15 protein-coding genes are annotated in these 17,224 nt (G+C 64.0%); 9 read left to right on the top strand and 6 right to left on the bottom strand.

Features of this window, described 5'->3' with window-relative positions:
* The first annotated feature begins 2 nt into the window (after positions 1–2).
* From AVCA_RS06010 to lpxC, 4 genes are all read left to right on the top strand, one after another.
* The gene (locus AVCA_RS06010) at positions 3–863 is read left to right on the top strand and encodes a cell division protein FtsQ/DivIB (RefSeq protein WP_012699974.1); all 861 of its coding nucleotides are present in this window, start codon (positions 3–5) and stop codon (positions 861–863) included.
* A 21-nt stretch (positions 864–884) separates the two neighbouring features.
* Entirely contained in the window at positions 885–2,132 is a 1,248-nt protein-coding gene (ftsA, locus tag AVCA_RS06015) for a cell division protein FtsA (protein ID WP_012699975.1), read from the top strand.
* Positions 2,133–2,170: 38 nt separating this feature from the next.
* On the top strand, positions 2,171–3,355 hold the full coding sequence (ftsZ, locus tag AVCA_RS06020; RefSeq protein WP_012699976.1) for a cell division protein FtsZ: 1,185 nt from the start codon (positions 2,171–2,173) through the stop codon (positions 3,353–3,355).
* Between the two features lie 106 nt (positions 3,356–3,461).
* Entirely contained in the window at positions 3,462–4,373 is a 912-nt protein-coding gene (gene lpxC, locus AVCA_RS06025; protein WP_012699978.1) for a UDP-3-O-acyl-N-acetylglucosamine deacetylase, read from the top strand.
* A 69-nt stretch (positions 4,374–4,442) separates the two neighbouring features.
* Here lpxC and AVCA_RS06030 read toward each other — a convergent pair whose 3' ends face one another.
* Positions 4,443–4,895, bottom strand: a complete 453-nt coding sequence (locus AVCA_RS06030; protein ID WP_041807514.1) for a DciA family protein — start codon at positions 4,893–4,895, stop codon at positions 4,443–4,445.
* 265 nt (positions 4,896–5,160) lie between these two features.
* On the opposite strand from AVCA_RS06030, the gene secA reads away from it, so the two are divergent.
* From secA to AVCA_RS06050, 4 genes are all read left to right on the top strand, one after another.
* Complete coding sequence (gene secA, locus AVCA_RS06035; protein ID WP_012699980.1) at positions 5,161–7,908, top strand: preprotein translocase subunit SecA; 2,748 nt, start codon at positions 5,161–5,163, stop codon at positions 7,906–7,908.
* A 150-nt stretch (positions 7,909–8,058) separates the two neighbouring features.
* Positions 8,059–9,276 carry a bifunctional glutamate N-acetyltransferase/amino-acid acetyltransferase ArgJ gene (gene argJ, locus AVCA_RS06040; RefSeq protein WP_012699981.1) on the top strand — a complete coding sequence of 406 codons (1,218 nt, stop codon included), beginning with the start codon at positions 8,059–8,061 and terminating at the stop codon, positions 9,274–9,276.
* Between the two features lie 78 nt (positions 9,277–9,354).
* A complete protein-coding gene (locus AVCA_RS06045; RefSeq protein WP_012699982.1) occupies positions 9,355–9,999 on the top strand; it encodes a glutathione S-transferase family protein in 645 nt (214 codons plus the stop codon).
* Positions 9,996–10,937 (top strand): Nudix family hydrolase, encoded by a 942-nt coding sequence (locus AVCA_RS06050; protein WP_012699983.1) that lies wholly within the window; start codon positions 9,996–9,998, stop codon positions 10,935–10,937. The genes AVCA_RS06045 and AVCA_RS06050 overlap by 4 nt, the downstream gene beginning before the upstream one ends.
* Before the next feature lies 1 nt (position 10,938).
* On the opposite strand, the gene AVCA_RS06055 is transcribed toward AVCA_RS06050, so the two are convergent.
* Genes AVCA_RS06055 through AVCA_RS06065 form a run of 3 tightly spaced genes read right to left on the bottom strand, consistent with a single transcriptional unit; the run spans position 10,939 to position 14,548 of the window.
* Positions 10,939–11,517, bottom strand: coding sequence for a cob(I)yrinic acid a,c-diamide adenosyltransferase (locus AVCA_RS06055; RefSeq protein WP_012699984.1), 579 nt, complete (start codon positions 11,515–11,517; stop codon positions 10,939–10,941).
* 19 nt (positions 11,518–11,536) lie between these two features.
* The gene (locus AVCA_RS06060) at positions 11,537–13,552 is read right to left on the bottom strand and encodes an ATP-binding protein (RefSeq protein WP_012699985.1); all 2,016 of its coding nucleotides are present in this window, start codon (positions 13,550–13,552) and stop codon (positions 11,537–11,539) included.
* Between the two features lie 45 nt (positions 13,553–13,597).
* Positions 13,598–14,548 carry a putative 2-dehydropantoate 2-reductase gene (locus AVCA_RS06065; protein ID WP_050764371.1) on the bottom strand — a complete coding sequence of 317 codons (951 nt, stop codon included), beginning with the start codon at positions 14,546–14,548 and terminating at the stop codon, positions 13,598–13,600.
* A 146-nt stretch (positions 14,549–14,694) separates the two neighbouring features.
* Between AVCA_RS06065 and AVCA_RS06070 the strand changes: the two genes are divergently transcribed.
* Positions 14,695–15,174 carry a YajQ family cyclic di-GMP-binding protein gene (locus tag AVCA_RS06070; protein WP_012699987.1) on the top strand — a complete coding sequence of 160 codons (480 nt, stop codon included), beginning with the start codon at positions 14,695–14,697 and terminating at the stop codon, positions 15,172–15,174.
* A gap of 65 nt (positions 15,175–15,239) precedes the next feature.
* On the opposite strand, the gene AVCA_RS06075 is transcribed toward AVCA_RS06070, so the two are convergent.
* Both AVCA_RS06075 and AVCA_RS24440 read right to left on the bottom strand, forming a co-directional pair.
* The gene (locus tag AVCA_RS06075) at positions 15,240–16,787 is read right to left on the bottom strand and encodes an AmpG family muropeptide MFS transporter (RefSeq protein ID WP_012699988.1); all 1,548 of its coding nucleotides are present in this window, start codon (positions 16,785–16,787) and stop codon (positions 15,240–15,242) included.
* The gene (locus AVCA_RS24440; RefSeq protein ID WP_072432527.1) at positions 16,777–17,190 is read right to left on the bottom strand and encodes an MGMT family protein; all 414 of its coding nucleotides are present in this window, start codon (positions 17,188–17,190) and stop codon (positions 16,777–16,779) included. Before AVCA_RS24440 ends, AVCA_RS06075 begins: the two co-directional genes overlap by 11 nt.
* Positions 17,191–17,224 lie beyond the last annotated feature (34 nt).

Genomic DNA, 17,224 nt, shown 5'->3' on the forward strand with positions numbered 1-17,224 from the left:
CCATGTACGGCACCATGCTTCGTCATCGACAACCAGGGCTGGGGCGAGCCCCGGCACGCAAGCCGGTTCGCCGGGGAGCCAGCCGCACGGTGGCCAAGCCGCCCGTATCGGCGCGCCTGTCGACACTGGGCATGACCTTGCTGAAGAAGCTGGGCGGTTTGCTCCTGTTGGCGGCTCTCTGCGCGGGTGGCTACTTCCTGGCGCAACGTCTGATGCCCTATGCGGACCAGCCGATCGCCGATGTCAGGTTGGAAGGGCATCTCAGCTACGTCAGCAACCAGACAGTCCTCGATCGCATCGCGCCTTTCCGCCAGGCGAGCTTTTTCAGCGTCGATCTGGCCGGCATCCGCGATGCGCTCGAGAGCATTTCCTGGATCGCTAAGGCCGAAGTGCGGCGCGTATGGCCCGATCAACTGGTGGTTCACCTGGAAGAGCAACTGCCGATAGCGCGCTGGGGCGATGAAGCGTTGCTGAACAATCAGGGAGAGTCCTTCGCGCCGAGCGAAGTATCCCGCTATGAGCATCTGCCGCAGTTGGCCGGCCCCCAGCAGGCGCAGGAAAAGGTGATGCAGCAGTATCACGTGCTCAACCAGATGCTCAGGCCCCTGGGCTTTTCCATTGCACGTCTGGAGCTGCGCGAGCGCGGCAGTTGGTACGTCACCACCACCCAGGGCATCGAGCTGTTGCTCGGGCGTGATCATTTGCTCGCCAAGATGCGCCGCTTCAGCGCCATCTATGAGCGGGCCTTGAAAGAGCAGAATGCGAATATCGCGCGCATCGATCTGCGCTATGCCAACGGGCTGGCCGTGGCATGGCGGGAGCCGGTCGCGCCAACGGCGGTCGAGCCCGCCGCTGTGCACTGAGTTGAGGAGCAGGCAGAAAACATGGCAAGCGCGCAGAGCGGCAAGATGATCGTCGGTCTCGACATCGGCACCTCCAAGGTGGTGGCCCTGGTTGGCGAGGTGACGGCCGATGGCCAATTGGAGATCGTCGGGATCGGTTCCCATCCTTCGCGAGGTTTGAAGAAGGGTGTGGTAGTGAATATCGAGTCCACCGTGCAGTCCATCCAGCGGGCAGTGGAAGAGGCCCAACTGATGGCCGGCTGCCAGATTCACTCGGCCTTCGTCGGCCTGGCCGGGAACCATATCCGCAGTCTGAACTCCCACGGAATTGTCGCCATCCGTGATCGCGAGGTCAGTCAGGCGGATCTCGAGCGCGTTCTGGATGCGGCCCAGGCGGTGGCGATTCCTTCGGATCAGCGAGTGCTGCACACCCTGCCGCAGGACTACGTGATCGATAACCAGGAAGGCGTACGCGAGCCGCTGGGGATGTCCGGCGTGCGTCTGGAGGCCAAGGTGCACGTGGTGACCTGTGCGGTGAATGCCGCGCAGAACGTCGAGAAGTGCGTGCGCCGCTGCGATCTGGAGGTGGACGACATCATCCTCGAACAGTTGGCTTCCGCCCATGCGGTACTCACCGAGGACGAGAGGGAGCTGGGCGTATGCCTGGTCGATATCGGTGGCGGTACCACCGATATCGCCATCTTCACCGAGGGAGCGATCCGGCATACCGCTGTGATCCCGATCGCCGGCGATCAGGTCACCAACGACATCGCCATGGCGCTACGCACGCCGACCCAGTATGCCGAGGAGATCAAGATTCGTTATGCCTGCGCCCTGGCCAAGCTGACCGGCGCCGGCGAAACCATCAACGTCCCCAGTGTCGGCGAGCGCCCCTCGCGGGAGCTTTCCCGCCAGGCGCTGGCGGAAGTGGTCGAGCCTCGCTACGACGAGCTGTTCAGCCTGATCCATGCAGAGCTGCAGCGTAGCGGCTACGAGGACCTCATACCCGCCGGCGTCGTTCTGACCGGCGGCTCGGCGAAGATGGAAGGCGCCGTCGAGCTGGCCGAGGAGATCTTCCACATGCCTGTGCGCCTGGGGGTGCCGCACAGTGTCAGGGGAATGGATGACGTGATCGGCAACCCGATCTATTCGACCGGGGTGGGATTGCTGCTTTACGGGCTGCAGAAGCAGACCGAGGGCACGCCCGTATCCGGCACCAGCAGTTATGGCGAAGAAACCAAGATACCTGTCCTGGAACGACTCAAGCGATGGTTCCAAGGCAACTTCTGACAACGGCGGTAGGCAGTAAAAAAGAAAGGAGAGGGAATATGTTCGAGCTCGTAGACAACGTTCCGCAAAGTGCAGTGATCAAGGTCATCGGTGTCGGTGGTGGCGGCGGCAATGCCGTGAATCACATGGCAGCCACCAGCATCGAGGGCGTCGAGTTCATTTGCGCCAACACCGATGCGCAGGCGTTGAAGAACATTACTGCACGGACGGTCCTGCAATTGGGCTCGGGGGTGACCAAGGGGCTGGGAGCCGGTGCCAACCCCGAGGTCGGCCGCGAAGCCGCAATGGAGGACCGCGAGCGTATCGCTGAGGTGCTGCAGGGCACCGACATGGTGTTCATCACTACCGGCATGGGCGGCGGTACCGGTACTGGCGCCGCTCCGGTCATCGCCGAAGTGGCGAAGGGGCTGGGCATTCTGACGGTGGCCGTGGTGACCCGCCCGTTCCCGTTCGAAGGACGTAAGCGCATGCAGGTTGCCGAAGAGGGTATCCGCCTGCTGGCCGAGCATGTGGATTCGCTGATCACCATCCCCAACGAGAAACTGCTGACCATTCTCGGCAAGGATGCCAGCCTGCTGTCCGCTTTCGCCAAGGCTGACGATGTGCTGGCCGGTGCGGTTCGCGGTATTTCCGACATCATCAAGCGTCCCGGCATGATCAACGTCGACTTCGCCGACGTGAAGACGGTAATGAGCGAAATGGGCATGGCCATGATGGGTACCGGTTTTGCCAGCGGTCCGAACCGGGCGCGCGAGGCCACCGAGGCGGCGATCCGCAACCCGCTGCTGGAGGATGTCCATCTGCAGGGCGCTCGCGGCATTCTGGTGAATATCACGGCCGGCCCGGATCTCTCCCTGGGCGAATACTCCGACGTCGGCAACATCATCGAGCAGTTCGCATCCGACCAGGCCATGGTGAAGGTGGGCACCGTGATCGATCCGGACATGCGCGACGAATTGCATGTGACCGTGGTTGCCACTGGTCTGGGCACGCGAGCCGACAAGCCGATGAAAGTGGTGGACAATACGCTGCAGCCCGCTGGCGCTGCTGCTGCTGCTCCCGCTGTACCTCGCGGCGATCAGACGGTGAACTACAAGGACTACGAGCGGCCCACCGTACAGCGCCAGAGCCATGCCGCCAGCGCCACGGCTGCCAAGATCAACCCGCAGGACGACCTGGACTACCTGGACATCCCGGCTTTCCTGCGCCGTCAAGCAGATTGATTGCGTTTATCAGGGGTCTTGTATTGATTGATATCCAGCAAATATTGGTTCTGCTATCATTTTTGCTGGTTATTGAAGAAGATTCGCAACTGCTAGCGGCCAAACCATGATCAAACAACGCACCCTGAAGAACATTATTCGTGCCACGGGAGTGGGTTTGCACTCGGGGGAGAAGGTTTATCTGACCTTGAAACCCGCTCCTGTCGACACGGGGATCGTGTTTCGGCGCATCGATCTCGATCCGGTAGTGGATATCCCCGCAAGGGCTGAAAACGTCGGTGAAACCACCATGTCCACGACGCTGGTCAAGGGTGATGTCAAGGTCGACACGGTGGAGCACCTGCTTTCGGCCATGGCCGGTCTTGGGATCGATAATGCTTACGTCGAACTCTCCGCCCCCGAAGTGCCGATCATGGATGGCAGTGCCGGTCCTTTCGTCTTTCTTATCCAGTCCGCAGGTTTGCAGGAACAGGAGGCTTGCAAGAGGTTCATCCGCATCAAGCGTGAAGTGGCCGTGGAGGAAGATGACAAGCGTGCCGTCTTCCTGCCCTTCGATGGCTTCAAGGTGAGCTTCGAAATCGATTTCGATCATCCTGTGTTCCGCGGCCGTACGCAGACCGCCAGTATCGATTTCTCCAGTACTTCGTTCGTCAAGGAGGTCAGTCGTGCACGAACCTTCGGTTTCATGCGCGATATCGAGTTTCTGCGCTCGCACAACCTCGCGCTAGGTGGCAGCGTGGATAACGCCATCGTGGTCGACGAAAACCGGGTATTGAACGAGGATGGTCTGCGCTATGAGGACGAGTTCGTCAAGCACAAGATTCTCGATGCCATCGGCGACCTCTACCTGCTGGGCAACAGCCTGATCGGCGAATTCCGCGGCTTCAAGTCGGGGCACGCTTTGAACAACCGCTTGCTGCGCGCTCTGCTCGAACAGAAGGATGCTTGGGAAGTGGTCACCTTCGAAGACGCCATGAGTGCTCCCATCTCCTACGTGCGTCCCATAGCGGCTGTCTGAGCCGAGCGCTTCTCCTCTTCCTCTTCCTTTTCCAGCTCCGGGGCCTGCAGCGAGGCGTCTCGTTTTCGGCTAGTCGGGCCGGCCGTGACGGGCCAGCCGCTTCAGTGCCGCCCTGAGCCTGGGATCGTCAATGCCTTCGGCTGCCGTCCGGAGACTCTCGGCAGCGGCCGGGGATAGCTTGTTCACGCGGGAGGAAGAGGCGTTCGCCTGCATGGGGGGGCGCACTTTGAAGAGGAGCCTGCTCAGGCCCCGGAATGCCTCCAGCGTCAGCAACTGGCGCTGCAGACGACGTTGCTGGTAACGCAATCGGGTGGCCCACTGACCATCGGTGACGATCAGCAGCAGGCAACCTTCACGCCAGGATGCTACGTGGCAATGCCCACGCGCGGCAGGCTGTAACTGACTGTCCAGCAGGTGCTGGAGCCGGACCAATTGCTGCGCCTGGCCGAACAGCGACTTGAGCGGTCTGGATTCGCGCAGCAGCGCAGCGGAGGGGCGGGCCGGCGAGGGACGAAAGGTCATGGTTGTTGGCCGGAGGATGAGGCTGTCCATGGTAGCAGAACCCATGCTCGTTTGAGGTTCTGTCGCAGGGGGCGGGCTTCGGGCAGTCCTGAGTCTGGCGTGTGGCCTTCGCACTTCGAGCAGTAGAAAGTCCTGCTGCATGATGCCTCTTTTCTTGCCGGGCGAGTTTGCGAGTAGAATGCCTTTTTCCCATTGCGGCCCTTTGCGGCTGCCGGGTCGGCCTCGTGCCCGCCCACCATTCATATGTGAGGAAGAACCTGTCGATATGTTTGCGCCTTTGTTGAGAGTGCTCTTTGGGAGCAAGAACGATCGTGAAGTCAAGCGCATGCGTCGAGCCGTGCGGGCGATCAATGCCCTCGAAGAGCAGATGGTGGCGCTGACGGACGAACAGTTGCGCGCCAAGACCGAGGAGTTCAGAGGCCGTCTCGGCAAGGGCGAAACCCTTGACCAACTGCTGCCCGAAGCCTTCGCCGTTGCCCGGGAGGCAGGCAAGCGGGTAATGGGCATGCGCCACTTCGATGTGCAATTGATCGGCGGGATGGTTCTGCACGAGGGCAAGATCGCCGAGATGCGTACCGGCGAGGGCAAGACTCTGGTGGCGACCCTGGCCGTCTATCTCAATGCCCTGGCTGGCAAGGGTGTGCACGTGGTGACGGTGAACGACTACCTGGCCCGTCGCGATGCCAACTGGATGCGCCCGTTGTACGAGTTCCTGGGGCTTTCCGTCGGCGTGGTCACGCCCTTCCAGCCGCCGGAGGAGAAGCGGGCCGCCTATGCTGCCGATATTACCTACGGCACCAACAACGAGTTCGGCTTCGACTACCTGCGCGACAACATGGCCTTCAGTCTGGAGGATAAGTTTCAGCGCGAACTCAACTATGCGGTGATCGACGAGGTCGATTCCATATTGATCGACGAGGCGCGTACGCCGTTGATCATTTCCGGCCAGGCCGAGGACAGCTCGCAGTTGTACCTGCAGATCAATGCCCTGATTCCGCGATTGAAGCGTCACATCGAGGAAGAGGAGGGCGTGGTCACCCAGGAAGGCCACTACGTCGTCGACGAAAAGACCCGGCAGATCGAGCTGAACGAGCAGGGCCACCAGTTCATCGAGGAACTGCTGGCCAGTGCCGGCCTGCTGCCCGAGGGCGACAACCTCTACTCCGCCCATAATCTGCAACTGCTGACCCACGTCTACGCCGGGTTGCGCGCGCATGTGCTGTTCCATCGCAACGTCGAATACATCGTGCAGGGCAACCAGGTGCTGCTGATCGACGAGCACACCGGGCGGACCATGCAGGGCCGGCGCCTTTCCGAGGGGCTGCACCAGGCCATCGAGGCCAAGGAGGGGCTGCCGATCCAGGCGGAGAGCCAGACCCTGGCCTCGACCACCTTCCAGAACTATTTCCGTCTCTATCACAAGCTGGCCGGCATGACCGGCACCGCCGACACCGAAGCCTTCGAGTTCCGCCAGATCTACGGCCTCGACGTGGTGGTGATCCCGACCCACCGGCCGATCGCACGCAAGGACTTCAACGATCTGGTCTACCTGACCCAGGAAGAGAAGTACGCGGCGATCATCGGCGACATCAAGGAATGCCAGACCCAGGGACGTCCGGTGTTGGTGGGGACCGCCTCCATCGAAAGCTCCGAATACGTTTCCCAACTGCTGAAGAAGGAAGGCATCGCGCATCAGGTGCTCAATGCCAAGTACCACGAGAAGGAGGCCGAGATCATCGCCCAGGCCGGGCGCCCCGGCGCGGTGACCATCGCCACCAACATGGCCGGCCGGGGTACCGACATCCTGCTCGGCGGCAACTGGGAGGTCGAGGTCGCCGCCCTCGAAAACCCGACCGATGAGCCGGTCGCACAGATCAAGGCCGACTGGCAAAAGCGCCACCAGCAGGTGATCGAGGCCGGTGGCCTGCACGTGATCGCTTCGGAGCGCCACGAATCCCGGCGTATCGACAACCAGTTGCGCGGCCGGGCCGGCCGCCAGGGCGATCCGGGCTCCAGCCGTTTCTACCTGTCTCTGGAAGATAACCTGATGCGCATCTTCGCCTCCGACCGGGTGAAGAACTTCATGAAGGCGCTTGGCATGCAGGCTGGCGAGGCCATCGAGCATCGCATGGTGACCAATGCCATCGAGAAGGCCCAACGCAAGGTCGAGGGGCGCAACTTCGACATGCGCAAGCAGTTGCTCGAATTCGACGACGTGGCCAACGAGCAGCGCAAGGTGATCTACCACATGCGCAACAGCCTGCTGGAGTCCGAGGACATCGGTGAGACCATCGCCGAATTCCGTCGGGAGGTGCTGGGCGCGGCCATCGGCCAGCATATCCCGCCGCAGTCGCTGCCCGAGCAGTGGGACGTCGCTGGTCTGGAGGCCGTGCTGCAGAGCGATTTCGGTGTGCAACTGCCGCTGCAGCAGTGGCTCGACGAAGACGACCGGCTGCATGAGGAGGCACTGCGCGAGCGTATCCTCGAGGCGCTGCTGGTCGCCTATCGCGAGAAGGAGGAGATTGCCGGCACCGAGGCCTTGCGGACCTTCGAGAAGCAGATCTTGTTGCGCGTGCTGGACGACTTGTGGAAGGACCACCTGTTGACCATGGACCATCTGCGCCACGGCATTCACCTGCGCGGCTATGCACAGAAGAATCCCAAGCAGGAATACAAGCGCGAATCCTTCGAGCTGTTCCAGAGTCTGCTCGAGTCGATCAAGCGCGATGCCATCCGCGTACTCTCCCACGTACAGGTCCGTCGCGAGGATCCGGCCGAGGAGGAGGAGCGGCTGCGTCGTGAGGCAGAGGCCCTGGCCAGGCGCATGCAATTCCAGCATGCGGCCGCTTCGGCCCTGGCTCCTCAGGCGGAGGAGGACGACCTCGAAGTCGTGGAGGAGGTGCCTCTGCCGGGGACTGCGCCGGTGCGTCCGGAGCCGAAGATCGGGCGCAACGAGCCCTGTCCCTGCGGGTCAGGCAAGAAGTACAAGCACTGTCACGGGCAGCTCAACTAGAGTTGCTAGGCTGCGTTCCGGCGCAGCATCCGGAGTGCGCAGGATCGCATCCGCAGCGCCGCGGCCGGCCCGACCGGTCGCGGCGTTTTTCCGCCCGTTTTCCGTACCCTGGTACGTTCATTCAACAGAACCCATACGAAGGAGCCCTTCATGGCTGTCGGTCTTGGCCCTCTGCCTACCCTGTACCCGGTCCCCGGTTTCGAACTCGGCATCGCTTCCGCCGGCATCAAGCGCCCCGGGCGCAAGGATGTGGTGGTGATGCGTTGTACCGAAGGCTCCACGGTCGCCGGGGTGTTCACCCTCAATGCCTTCTGCGCGGCGCCGGTGGTTCTCGCCAAACAGCGTGTCCAGGGGAGTGTGCGCTACCTGCTGACCAACACCGGTAACGCCAATGCCGGTACCGGCGAGCCGGGCCTGTTGGCCGCCGCACGGACCTGCGCCCGTCTGGCCGAACTGGCCGGAGTCGATGAGAGTGCCGTGCTGCCGTTCTCCACCGGGGTGATCGGCGAACCCCTGCCGGTGGAAAAGATCGAGGCCGCACTGCCGGCTGCCCTGGCCGATCTCGCCTCCGACAACTGGGCCGCCGCCGCCGAGGGCATCATGACCACGGACACCCTGCCCAAGGGGGCCAGTTGCCAGTTCGTGCATGACGGCGTCACCATCACCGTCACCGGCATCTCCAAGGGGGCCGGGATGATTCGGCCGAACATGGCGACCATGCTCGGCTACATCGCCACCGATGCCAAGGTCGCCCAGCCGGTGTTGCAGGATCTGCTGCGCGATGCGGCGAACAAGTCGTTCAACCGCATCACCATCGATGGCGATACTTCCACCAACGATTGCTGCATGCTGGTCGCCACCGGCCGGGCGGCGCTGCCGGAGATTCGCGCGGCCGAGGGCGAGCTGTTCGCCAGACTGAAGCGGGCCGTGTTCGAGGTGAGCATGGAACTGGCCCAGGCCATCGTCCGCGATGGCGAAGGCGCGACCAAGTTCGTCACCGTGCAGGTCAATGGCGGTGCCACCCATCAGGAATGCCTGGACGTCGGCTACGCCGTCGCCCATTCGCCCCTGATCAAGACTGCGCTGTTCGCTTCCGATCCCAACTGGGGACGCATTCTCGCTGCCGTCGGACGCGCCGGTGTGCCGCAGCTTGACGTGAGCCGGATCGATGTATTCCTCGGCGATGTCTGCATCGCCAGGCAGGGTGGCCGGGCCGCGACCTATACCGAGGAGCAGGGCGCCGCAGTGATGGCCGAGCCGGAGATCGGTATCCGCATCGAGCTCGGGCGGGGCGATTGCAGCGAAACCATCTGGACCACCGATCTGTCTCACGACTACGTGAAGATCAACGCCGAATACCGGACCTGAGCGCCGCGCGGGCGGCAGGTCGCTGGCTGCGCAGCGGTGCTCGCGCGCCGTGAGCTGCCCGCAGCCAAGGAGACTGCCATGCCCCTGACCCTGATCATTGGCAACAAGAACTACTCTTCCTGGTCGATGCGCGCCGCTCTGGTGCTGGAGCTGACCGAGGAGCCTTATACGGAGGTCCGCATCCCCCTGTACCAGCAGACGAGTCGCGCTCGCCTGCTGAGTCACTCGCCCACCGGCAAGGTGCCGGTGCTGCTGACCGAGGAAGGGCCGGTCTGGGACTCCCTGGCGATCGCCGAGTATCTGGCCGAAACCTGTGGCGACCGCCACCTCTGGCCACGCGGCGAATACGCTCGGGCTGTGGCGCGTTCGCTGTGCGCCGAGATGCACAGCGGCTTCGCTGCGCTACGCAGCCATCTACCGATGGATCTCCGGCGTCGGCCGAGGCCGCTGGCATTGCCGTTGCCGGCTACCGTGCAGGAGGACATCGGCCGCATCTGCGCGCTCTGGGCCGACTGCCGGCAGCGTTTCGGCGCGGATGGTCCTTTCCTGTTCGGCCATGCCGGGATCGCCGATGCCTTCTATGCCCCGGTGGCGGCGCGCCTGCGCAGCTATGCGGTATCCCTGCCGGAGCCGGCGGCGGCCTACGTGGAAACCATCTACCGGTGGCCAGCCTTCCAGCGCTGGTACCAAGCGGCCCTTCAGGAAACGGAGACGATCGAATGAAGCGTATACATGTCGCGGCAGCGGTGATCCGCGGTGCCGACGGCCGGGTGCTGATCGCCAGACGCCCGGAGGAAAAGCATCAGGGGGGGCTCTGGGAGTTTCCCGGCGGCAAGGTCGAGGCGGGCGAAGCGGTCGAGGCGGCCCTGGCCCGGGAACTGGAGGAGGAGCTGGGTATTCGCGTGAGCGCCGCCAGGCCGCTGATCCAGGTGCGTCACGACTACCCTGACCAGTACGTGCTGCTGGATGTCTGGGAGGTCGCAGCCTTCGCCGGCGAGCCGCACGGCGCCGAGGGGCAGGCGCTGGCCTGGGTCGCTCCACGGCAACTTCCGGATTATCGGTTTCCGGCCGCCAATCATCCGATCGTCGCCGCTGCCCGGCTGCCCGAGCGTTACCTGATCACGCCGGAAGACCTTTCTCCGCAGGCGTTGTTGCGGGGTCTGAGGAGCGCCCTGGAGGGTGGTATCCGTCTGATCCAACTGCGGGCTCCCAACATGTTCGACCCTCAGTACCGCGATCTGGCGGTCGATGTGCAGGGGCTCTGTGCCGGGCGGGCGCAACTAATGCTCAAGGGGCCGCTGGAGTGGCTCGGCGATTTCCCGGCGGCCGGCTGGCATCTGACGGCCCGACAACTGCGCGAATACGCCGCCAACGGCCGGCCCTTCCCGGCCGAACGCTGGCTGGCGGCCTCCTGCCACGATGCCGAGGAACTGGCTCTGGCCACCCGGATGGGGGTGGACTTCGTCACCTTGTCGCCTATCGAGGCCACCAGCAGTCATCCCGGGGCCAGTCCGCTGGGCTGGGAACGGGCGGCCGAGCTGCTGCGGGGCTTCAACCGCCCGGCATTTCTGCTCGGCGGGCTCGGCAGCCAGGATCTGGCGCGTGCTTGGCGGACCGGTGCCCAGGGCATCGCCGCCATCCGTGGGCTCTGGTCGGAATGATTCAGGCCGGCGGGCTGGCCGCCTGCCAGAGGACTTCCGCCCGGTCCTGGCGGCGCGCGATCAGTCGCGCGGCAACGAACAACAGATCGGAGAGTCGGTTGAGGTAGGCGAGGAGTTCCGGGCGCAGCGCCTCGATGGCATTCAGCTGCTGGCAGCGCCGTTCGGCGCTGCGGGCCTGGCTGCGGCAGACATGGGCCTGGGCGATCAGCCGCGATCCTCCAGGCAGGATGAAGTCCCGCAAGGGGCCCAGTTCGGCGTTCCAGCGGTCGAGAGTCGCTTCCAGGCGTTCGATTTCGCGCCCTTCGAGCGCTCGATAGACCGGCATCGCCAACTCGCCGCCCAGATCGAACAGACGGTGCTGGCAGGGCGCCAGGACTTCGCTCAGTTCGCCGAGACCGGGCCAGCGCGTCCGCTGCTCGTCCAGCTCGGCGAGCAGCAGGCCGAGCTGGCAGTTCAGGCTGTCCACCTCGCCCATGGCTTCCACCCGAGGGTGGTCTTTGGCTACCCGGCGGCCATCGGCCAGGCTGGTTTCACCGGTATCGCCAGTGCGCGTGTAGATTTTCGAAAGTCGGTTGCCCATGGCTATTTCTCTCCGCGGGTCAGAGTTCGGCGCCTTCCGGGGACTCGGCCAGATGCAGGCGGAGGGTGAAGCTGCTGCCCTGGCCCGGGCGCGATTGCACCTCCATCTGTCCCTTGTGGTTGTTGGTGATGATGAAGTAGGACACCGACAGGCCGAGACCGGTGCCCTGGCCGACCTCCTTGGTGGTGAAGAACGGCTCGAAGATGCGTTTGCGTACATTTTCGGGAATGCCGACACCGTTGTCCTCGACAGTGATCTCCGCCCATGGCGGATTACGGCGGGTGCGCAGCACGATGCGCCCAGGCGGTCCGCTCTGGCGCTGGTGGATGGACTGGGCGGCGTTCTTCAGCAGGTTGAGCAGCACTTGCTCCAGTTCGTTGGCGATGACCAGTACCGGACCGAGGCTCGGATCGAAATCGCGCAGGATGCGGATGTTCTTGAAGTCGAAGCTCTCGGCCGGGGCGAAGTCGTTGCCGGCGATTTCCAGGGCCTGATCGATCAGCGCCGGGAGCAGGCTCGGGCTCAGTTGCCGGTCGCTGCGCCGGCTGAAGCTGAGCATGTGGCTGACGATCTTCGCCGCGCGGGATCCGGCCTGCTGGATGCCGTCGAGCAGTTGCGGCACTCCGCGCCGATCCAGGTAGTCGTTCACCGCAGTCAGCGAGATGCCACACTCCTCCGAGTGTTCGAGGTTTTTCGGCAGCTCCGGCGACAGGCGCCGACGGATGTTCTGCACGTTGTGCAGGATGGCACCCAATGGATTATTGATCTCGTGAGCCATGCCGGCGGCGAGGCCGCCGACCGACAGCATCTTCTCCGACTGTACCATCAGCTCTTCCATGGACAGGCGCTGAGTGATGTCGTCGATGCGGATCACCACACCCCGCCCGCCGCCGCCCATCAGCGGATAGAAAGTCAGTGCGTAGTGGCGGGGTTCGTCGTTGCGCGGCCAGGTGATGCGCTCGATCTTCTCCACCTGGTGGAGTTCGGCGGTATGCCTGAGCTGGTCGAGGAACGGCTGCAACGGCGGAAAGGCGAGGAAGATCGGCTGGTTCAGGGCCTCGTGCAGGGGCGTCCCGGAGAGGCTGCTAGCTTCCTGGTTCCACTGGGTGACGTAGAGCTGCTCGTCGAGGGCGATCAGGGCCGAGGGCATCGAGTCGATGATGCTGTTGAGATAGTTCTGGAAGCCGGTGAGCTTCTTCTCGATCTTGCTGCGCACCTGGACTTCCAGTTCCAGTTTGCGATTGAAGCGGCGGGTTTCCTCGGTCAGGCTCTGGGCCTGGTCGAAGGCGTTTTGCGCCTCGTCGCGGGCACGCTTGAGCTGTTGTTCGCGGGCCTCGATGCGCGACAGCATTGTGTTGAAAGCATCGGCCAGGTTGCCGATTTCGTCTCTGTTGCCGCGTAGGGCGCGCAGCGAGTAGTTCTCCTCGAGGGTGACCCGGCGCGAAAGCTCCTCCAGTTTGCGGATCGGCCGGGTGATCAGCCGTCGGATCTGGCGGGCCACCAGCATCCACAGCAGGACACTGAAAGCCAGGATCAACAGACTGGCGGTGAGAGTGCCCGTGTAGAAGGCGCCCGGCAATTCGCTGGAGGCGACCAGCAGCAGATGGCCGGAAGGCTGGTCCGGCTGTGGCAGCTCGATCAACTGGGTGACGCGAAATTCGAGTTGTTGCCAGGTCGGCACCTTGTCGACATGTTCCGGCAAGTGCAGCGGCTCGCCCCGCTGTATCCGGGCGAGCAGGCGACCGTCGCGGCCATACAGGGCTGCGCTGCGCAGCGGGGCATAGGACTCCAGACGCAGGAGCACCTCATGGGCCGCCTCCGGCGAGGAGAGGACCTGCCCGGCGAGTGACGGGCTGGCGATCAGGTGGCCCAGTACGCCCAGCGCCTGAGGGGTCATGTTTTGCTGGGAGATCCAGTAGGCCGCGCTGATGAAGGCCAGATTGGCCAGCAGCAGCACCGTGGCAAGCAGGACCACCAGGGCTGCCAGGAGCTTGCGGCCGACCGGCAGATTTTCGAGACGCTGACGCAAACCCATGGGCATCACGCGGCTGAAGGAGGAAATGGCAGGTTAGCGCGAGCTTCAGTCGAGCGGCAATCCGCGTTCGGCCAGATGCCGTTGCAGTCGCTGCTGCAGGGCCTTCAGGCGGGACAGATGCAGTTTATGGCGCTCGGCTTCGCGGCAGGCATGACCAAGCAGGTAGGCGATCTCGCTGCGTCGGCCACGGGCCACATCCTGATGCATCGATGAATAATTGGCCGCAGTGGCCTGGATCACCCGTTCGACCTCTTCCTGCAGTCCTTCGGCGGCGTCCCTCTGATCGCAGTGGCGCAGCAGTTCGGCGAGCTCGGCGCAGAGTTCGGCGACTTCTCCGGCGTACGCCTGCAGACCGCCATTGCGGCAATCGTACAGCACGGTCAGTGGATTGATCGCGCAGTTGAGGGCGAGCTTGCGCCACAGCCGGCCATGGATCGTCTCGCTCCAGGCGTGGGGGATGCCGGCTGCGGCCAGTTCGTCCAGCCAGGCCGGCGGCTGTCCCGCATCGCCGAGCCAGGTATGCCCCCGGCCGGCGAACACCACCCGGAAGTCGCCATCGCGAAAGGCCCCCTCGGTAGTCGAGGCGAGCACGCAGCGGCATCCGGGCAGCCGGGCGGCCACTGCATCCTGGCTGCCGAGCCCGTTCTGTAGCAGGACGAGTTCGGCACCTGCTGCCAGCCGGGATGCCAGGTGTTCGACCGCCGGTACCGCGTCATAGGCTTTGCAGGCCAGCAGCAGGCGACGGATGGGGGGCGCGGCGTCGGGGATTTCGGCCGGAATCGGATACAACTGCTCCATGCCGTCCTCCACCAGGCGCAGGCCGCCAGCGCAGTGGTAGGCGGACAAACGCTGCGGGTCGCGCAGGATCAGTCGTACGGGCAGGCCGACACGGGCCAGGCGTACGGCCCAGAGGCTGCCGAGGCTGCCGGCGCCGAGCACGTGCCAGGTCGGCTCGCCGAAGGTGGGCCGGGAGGCGTCGAGCGGGGTTGGGGACATGGCGGGACTCGCAGGTGGCTCGGGGCGTTCCGGGTGCCCTGGGCTCCGGCATGCACCGTGATCGAACCGTTATAATGAGAAGTCATTTCAACCGTCAAGCTTGGCGCTTGCCGCGATGCCGGCCGCGCCCCAACTGGAGGAATTCCATGCCCTCGTTCGACGTGGTGTCCGAACTGGACAAGCACGAAGTCACCAACGCCGTCGACAACGCGATCAAAGAGCTGGATCGGCGCTACGACCTGCGTGGCAAAGGTAGTTTCGAATTCAAGGACAAGACGCTCACTCTGACTGCCGAGGCCGACTTCATGCTCGAACAGATGATCGAGATCCTCAAACTCGCCCTCATCAAGCGCAAGGTCGACATCCAGTGCCTGGAATACAAGGATTCCTATGCCTCGGGCAAGGTGGTCAAGCAGGAGGTGATTCTGCGCGAGGGCATCGACAAGGACTTGGCGAAGAAGATCGTCGCGCTGATCAAGGACTCCAAGCTCAAGGTGCAGGCGGCGATCCAGGGCGAGCAGGTGCGTATTACCGGCAAGAAGCGCGACGACCTGCAGGAGGCCATCGCCTTGCTGCGCGGCCAAGAGTTGGGCATGCCGCTGCAGTTCAACAACTTCCGTGACTGAGCTGGTCCCGGATCCCGTGTATGCAACATAAGCCCCCGGCCAGGCCGGGGGGCTTGCGTTGCGCTTCAGGATTGCTCGGTAACGGCGTCGCCATCTTCCGTAGGTTCGGGGCTGAGGGGTTGTTGGCGCGACTGCCAGAGAATCAGCAAGAGGGTCGGGACACCGAGCAGGGCGGTGAACAGGAAGAACTGGGCATAGCCGTGTTTTTCCACCAGCACGCCGGAATAGCCGCCGATCAGTCGCGGCAGCAGCAGCATGATCGAGCTGAGCAGGGCGTATTGGGTGGCGGAGAACTTCAGGCTGGTCAGGCTCGACAGGTAGGCGACGAAGGCCGAGGTGGCCAGGCCGGAGCTGAAGTTGTCGCAGGAGATGGTCACTACCAGCATCTCCAGATTGGCTCCCATACTGGTGAGCATCAGGAACAGCAGGTTAGTGGCCGCCGAGGCCGCGCCGCCGATGAAGAGGATCGGCAGAATGCCGAAGCGGACGATCAGTAGGCCGCCGAAGCCGGCGCCGAGCAGGGTCATGATCAGACCGAACAGCTTGCTGACGCCGGCGATCTGTTCCTTGCTGAAACCCTGGTCGATATAGAACACGTTGGCCATCACGCCGAGCACCGTATCCGACAGGCGATAGGTGGCGATCAGACCGAGCAGCAGCAGGGCCTGCCAGCGGTAACGCTGGATGAAGTCGCTGATCGGGGTCAGCACCGGCGCTAGGCTGCGCCGACCCATGGCCGACAGGCACAAGGTCGAGAGGATGAGATAGAGCAGAAAGCGTAGGAAGGCGCGATCCTCGCCGATCAGCTCGACCACGCCCATGCGCCCCTGCAGCACCAGCAGGATGTCGCTGCTGTAGAGCTGGGTGAAGGTCGCCGGAACCGAGACCATGAGCACAATCAGCACCAGGATCGACAGCATCTGGTGGTTGAAGCTGAAGCGCGCCGCCTCCTGCTGGGTCTGCAGGGGAACCGTGGGTTCGCGCATCAGCAGGGTGGTGATCAGGCCGGGCAGCATCAGAAGGGCGAACACCAGATAGGTGGAGCCCCAGGCGGAGGCATTGTAGAGCCCTTTGGTGGAGCCGAACCAATCGGCGAAGTACAGGGCGCCGGCGGTGGCCAGCAGGGCGGATACCCGGTAACCAGCCATGTAGCTGGCGGCCAGGGCGGCCTGGCGGCTGCCCTCGGCAATTTCCAGGCGATAGGCGTCCACCGCGATGTCCTGAGTAGCCGAGGCGAAGGCGACTAGCACCGCCAGGGCGATCAGCCAGGGCAGGGCGCGCTGTGGGTCGCACAGCGCCATCCCGGCCAGCCCCAGCGCGACCGCTGTCTGCGACAGCAGCAACCAGGAGCGTCGTCGGCCGAGGCGGCCGAGCAGCGGCAGGCGCCACTGGTCGAGCAGGGGGGCCCAGATCCATTTAAAGGCATAAGCCAGGCCGATCAGGCTGGCGTAGCCTATGGTTTCGCGAGCGATCCCGGCTTCTCGCAGCCACACCGACAGGGTGGAGAACACCAGCATGTAAGGCAAGCCGGCAACAAAGCCGAGCATCAGCAAGGCTAAGGTGGCGGGGCTGGCATAAGCAGCGAGGGCGTCGCGCCAGGATTTATGGGACATGGGGCTTCGTTGTGGCGGGCAAAGGGCGCACTCTAACCGCAGCATCATTTGGATGCCAGACGTGCCGGCGAATATCCACGCGATTGTTGCGTATGACCAGCCCTTCCGCGCGCAGTCGGGCGCGTTGTTCTTCGCCTGCAGGGGTATCCGGGGCGAGACTGAGTCGGCCATCGGCAGCGACTACGCGGTGCCAGGGCAGGCGTGTGTCTTTCGGCAACTGCGCCAGGACACGACCGACCCAGCGGGCCGCCCGACCGAGTCCGGCCAGTTCGGCGAGGTATCCGTAGCTGACCACCTGGCCGGGTGGCACCTGGGCCAGTGTCTGATACAGGGCCTGCCGGCGCCCGCTAGCGTCTTCCGCTGCGGGCTCATGGAGGGGGCTGTAAGGGACTTGGGAATGCATCGTATCGGAAAAGCGGCTCCAGGCCTGCGCCCGG

It is taken from the genome of Azotobacter vinelandii CA, from assembly GCF_000380335.1.
Taxonomy (GTDB): Bacteria; Pseudomonadota; Gammaproteobacteria; order Pseudomonadales; family Pseudomonadaceae; genus Azotobacter; species Azotobacter vinelandii.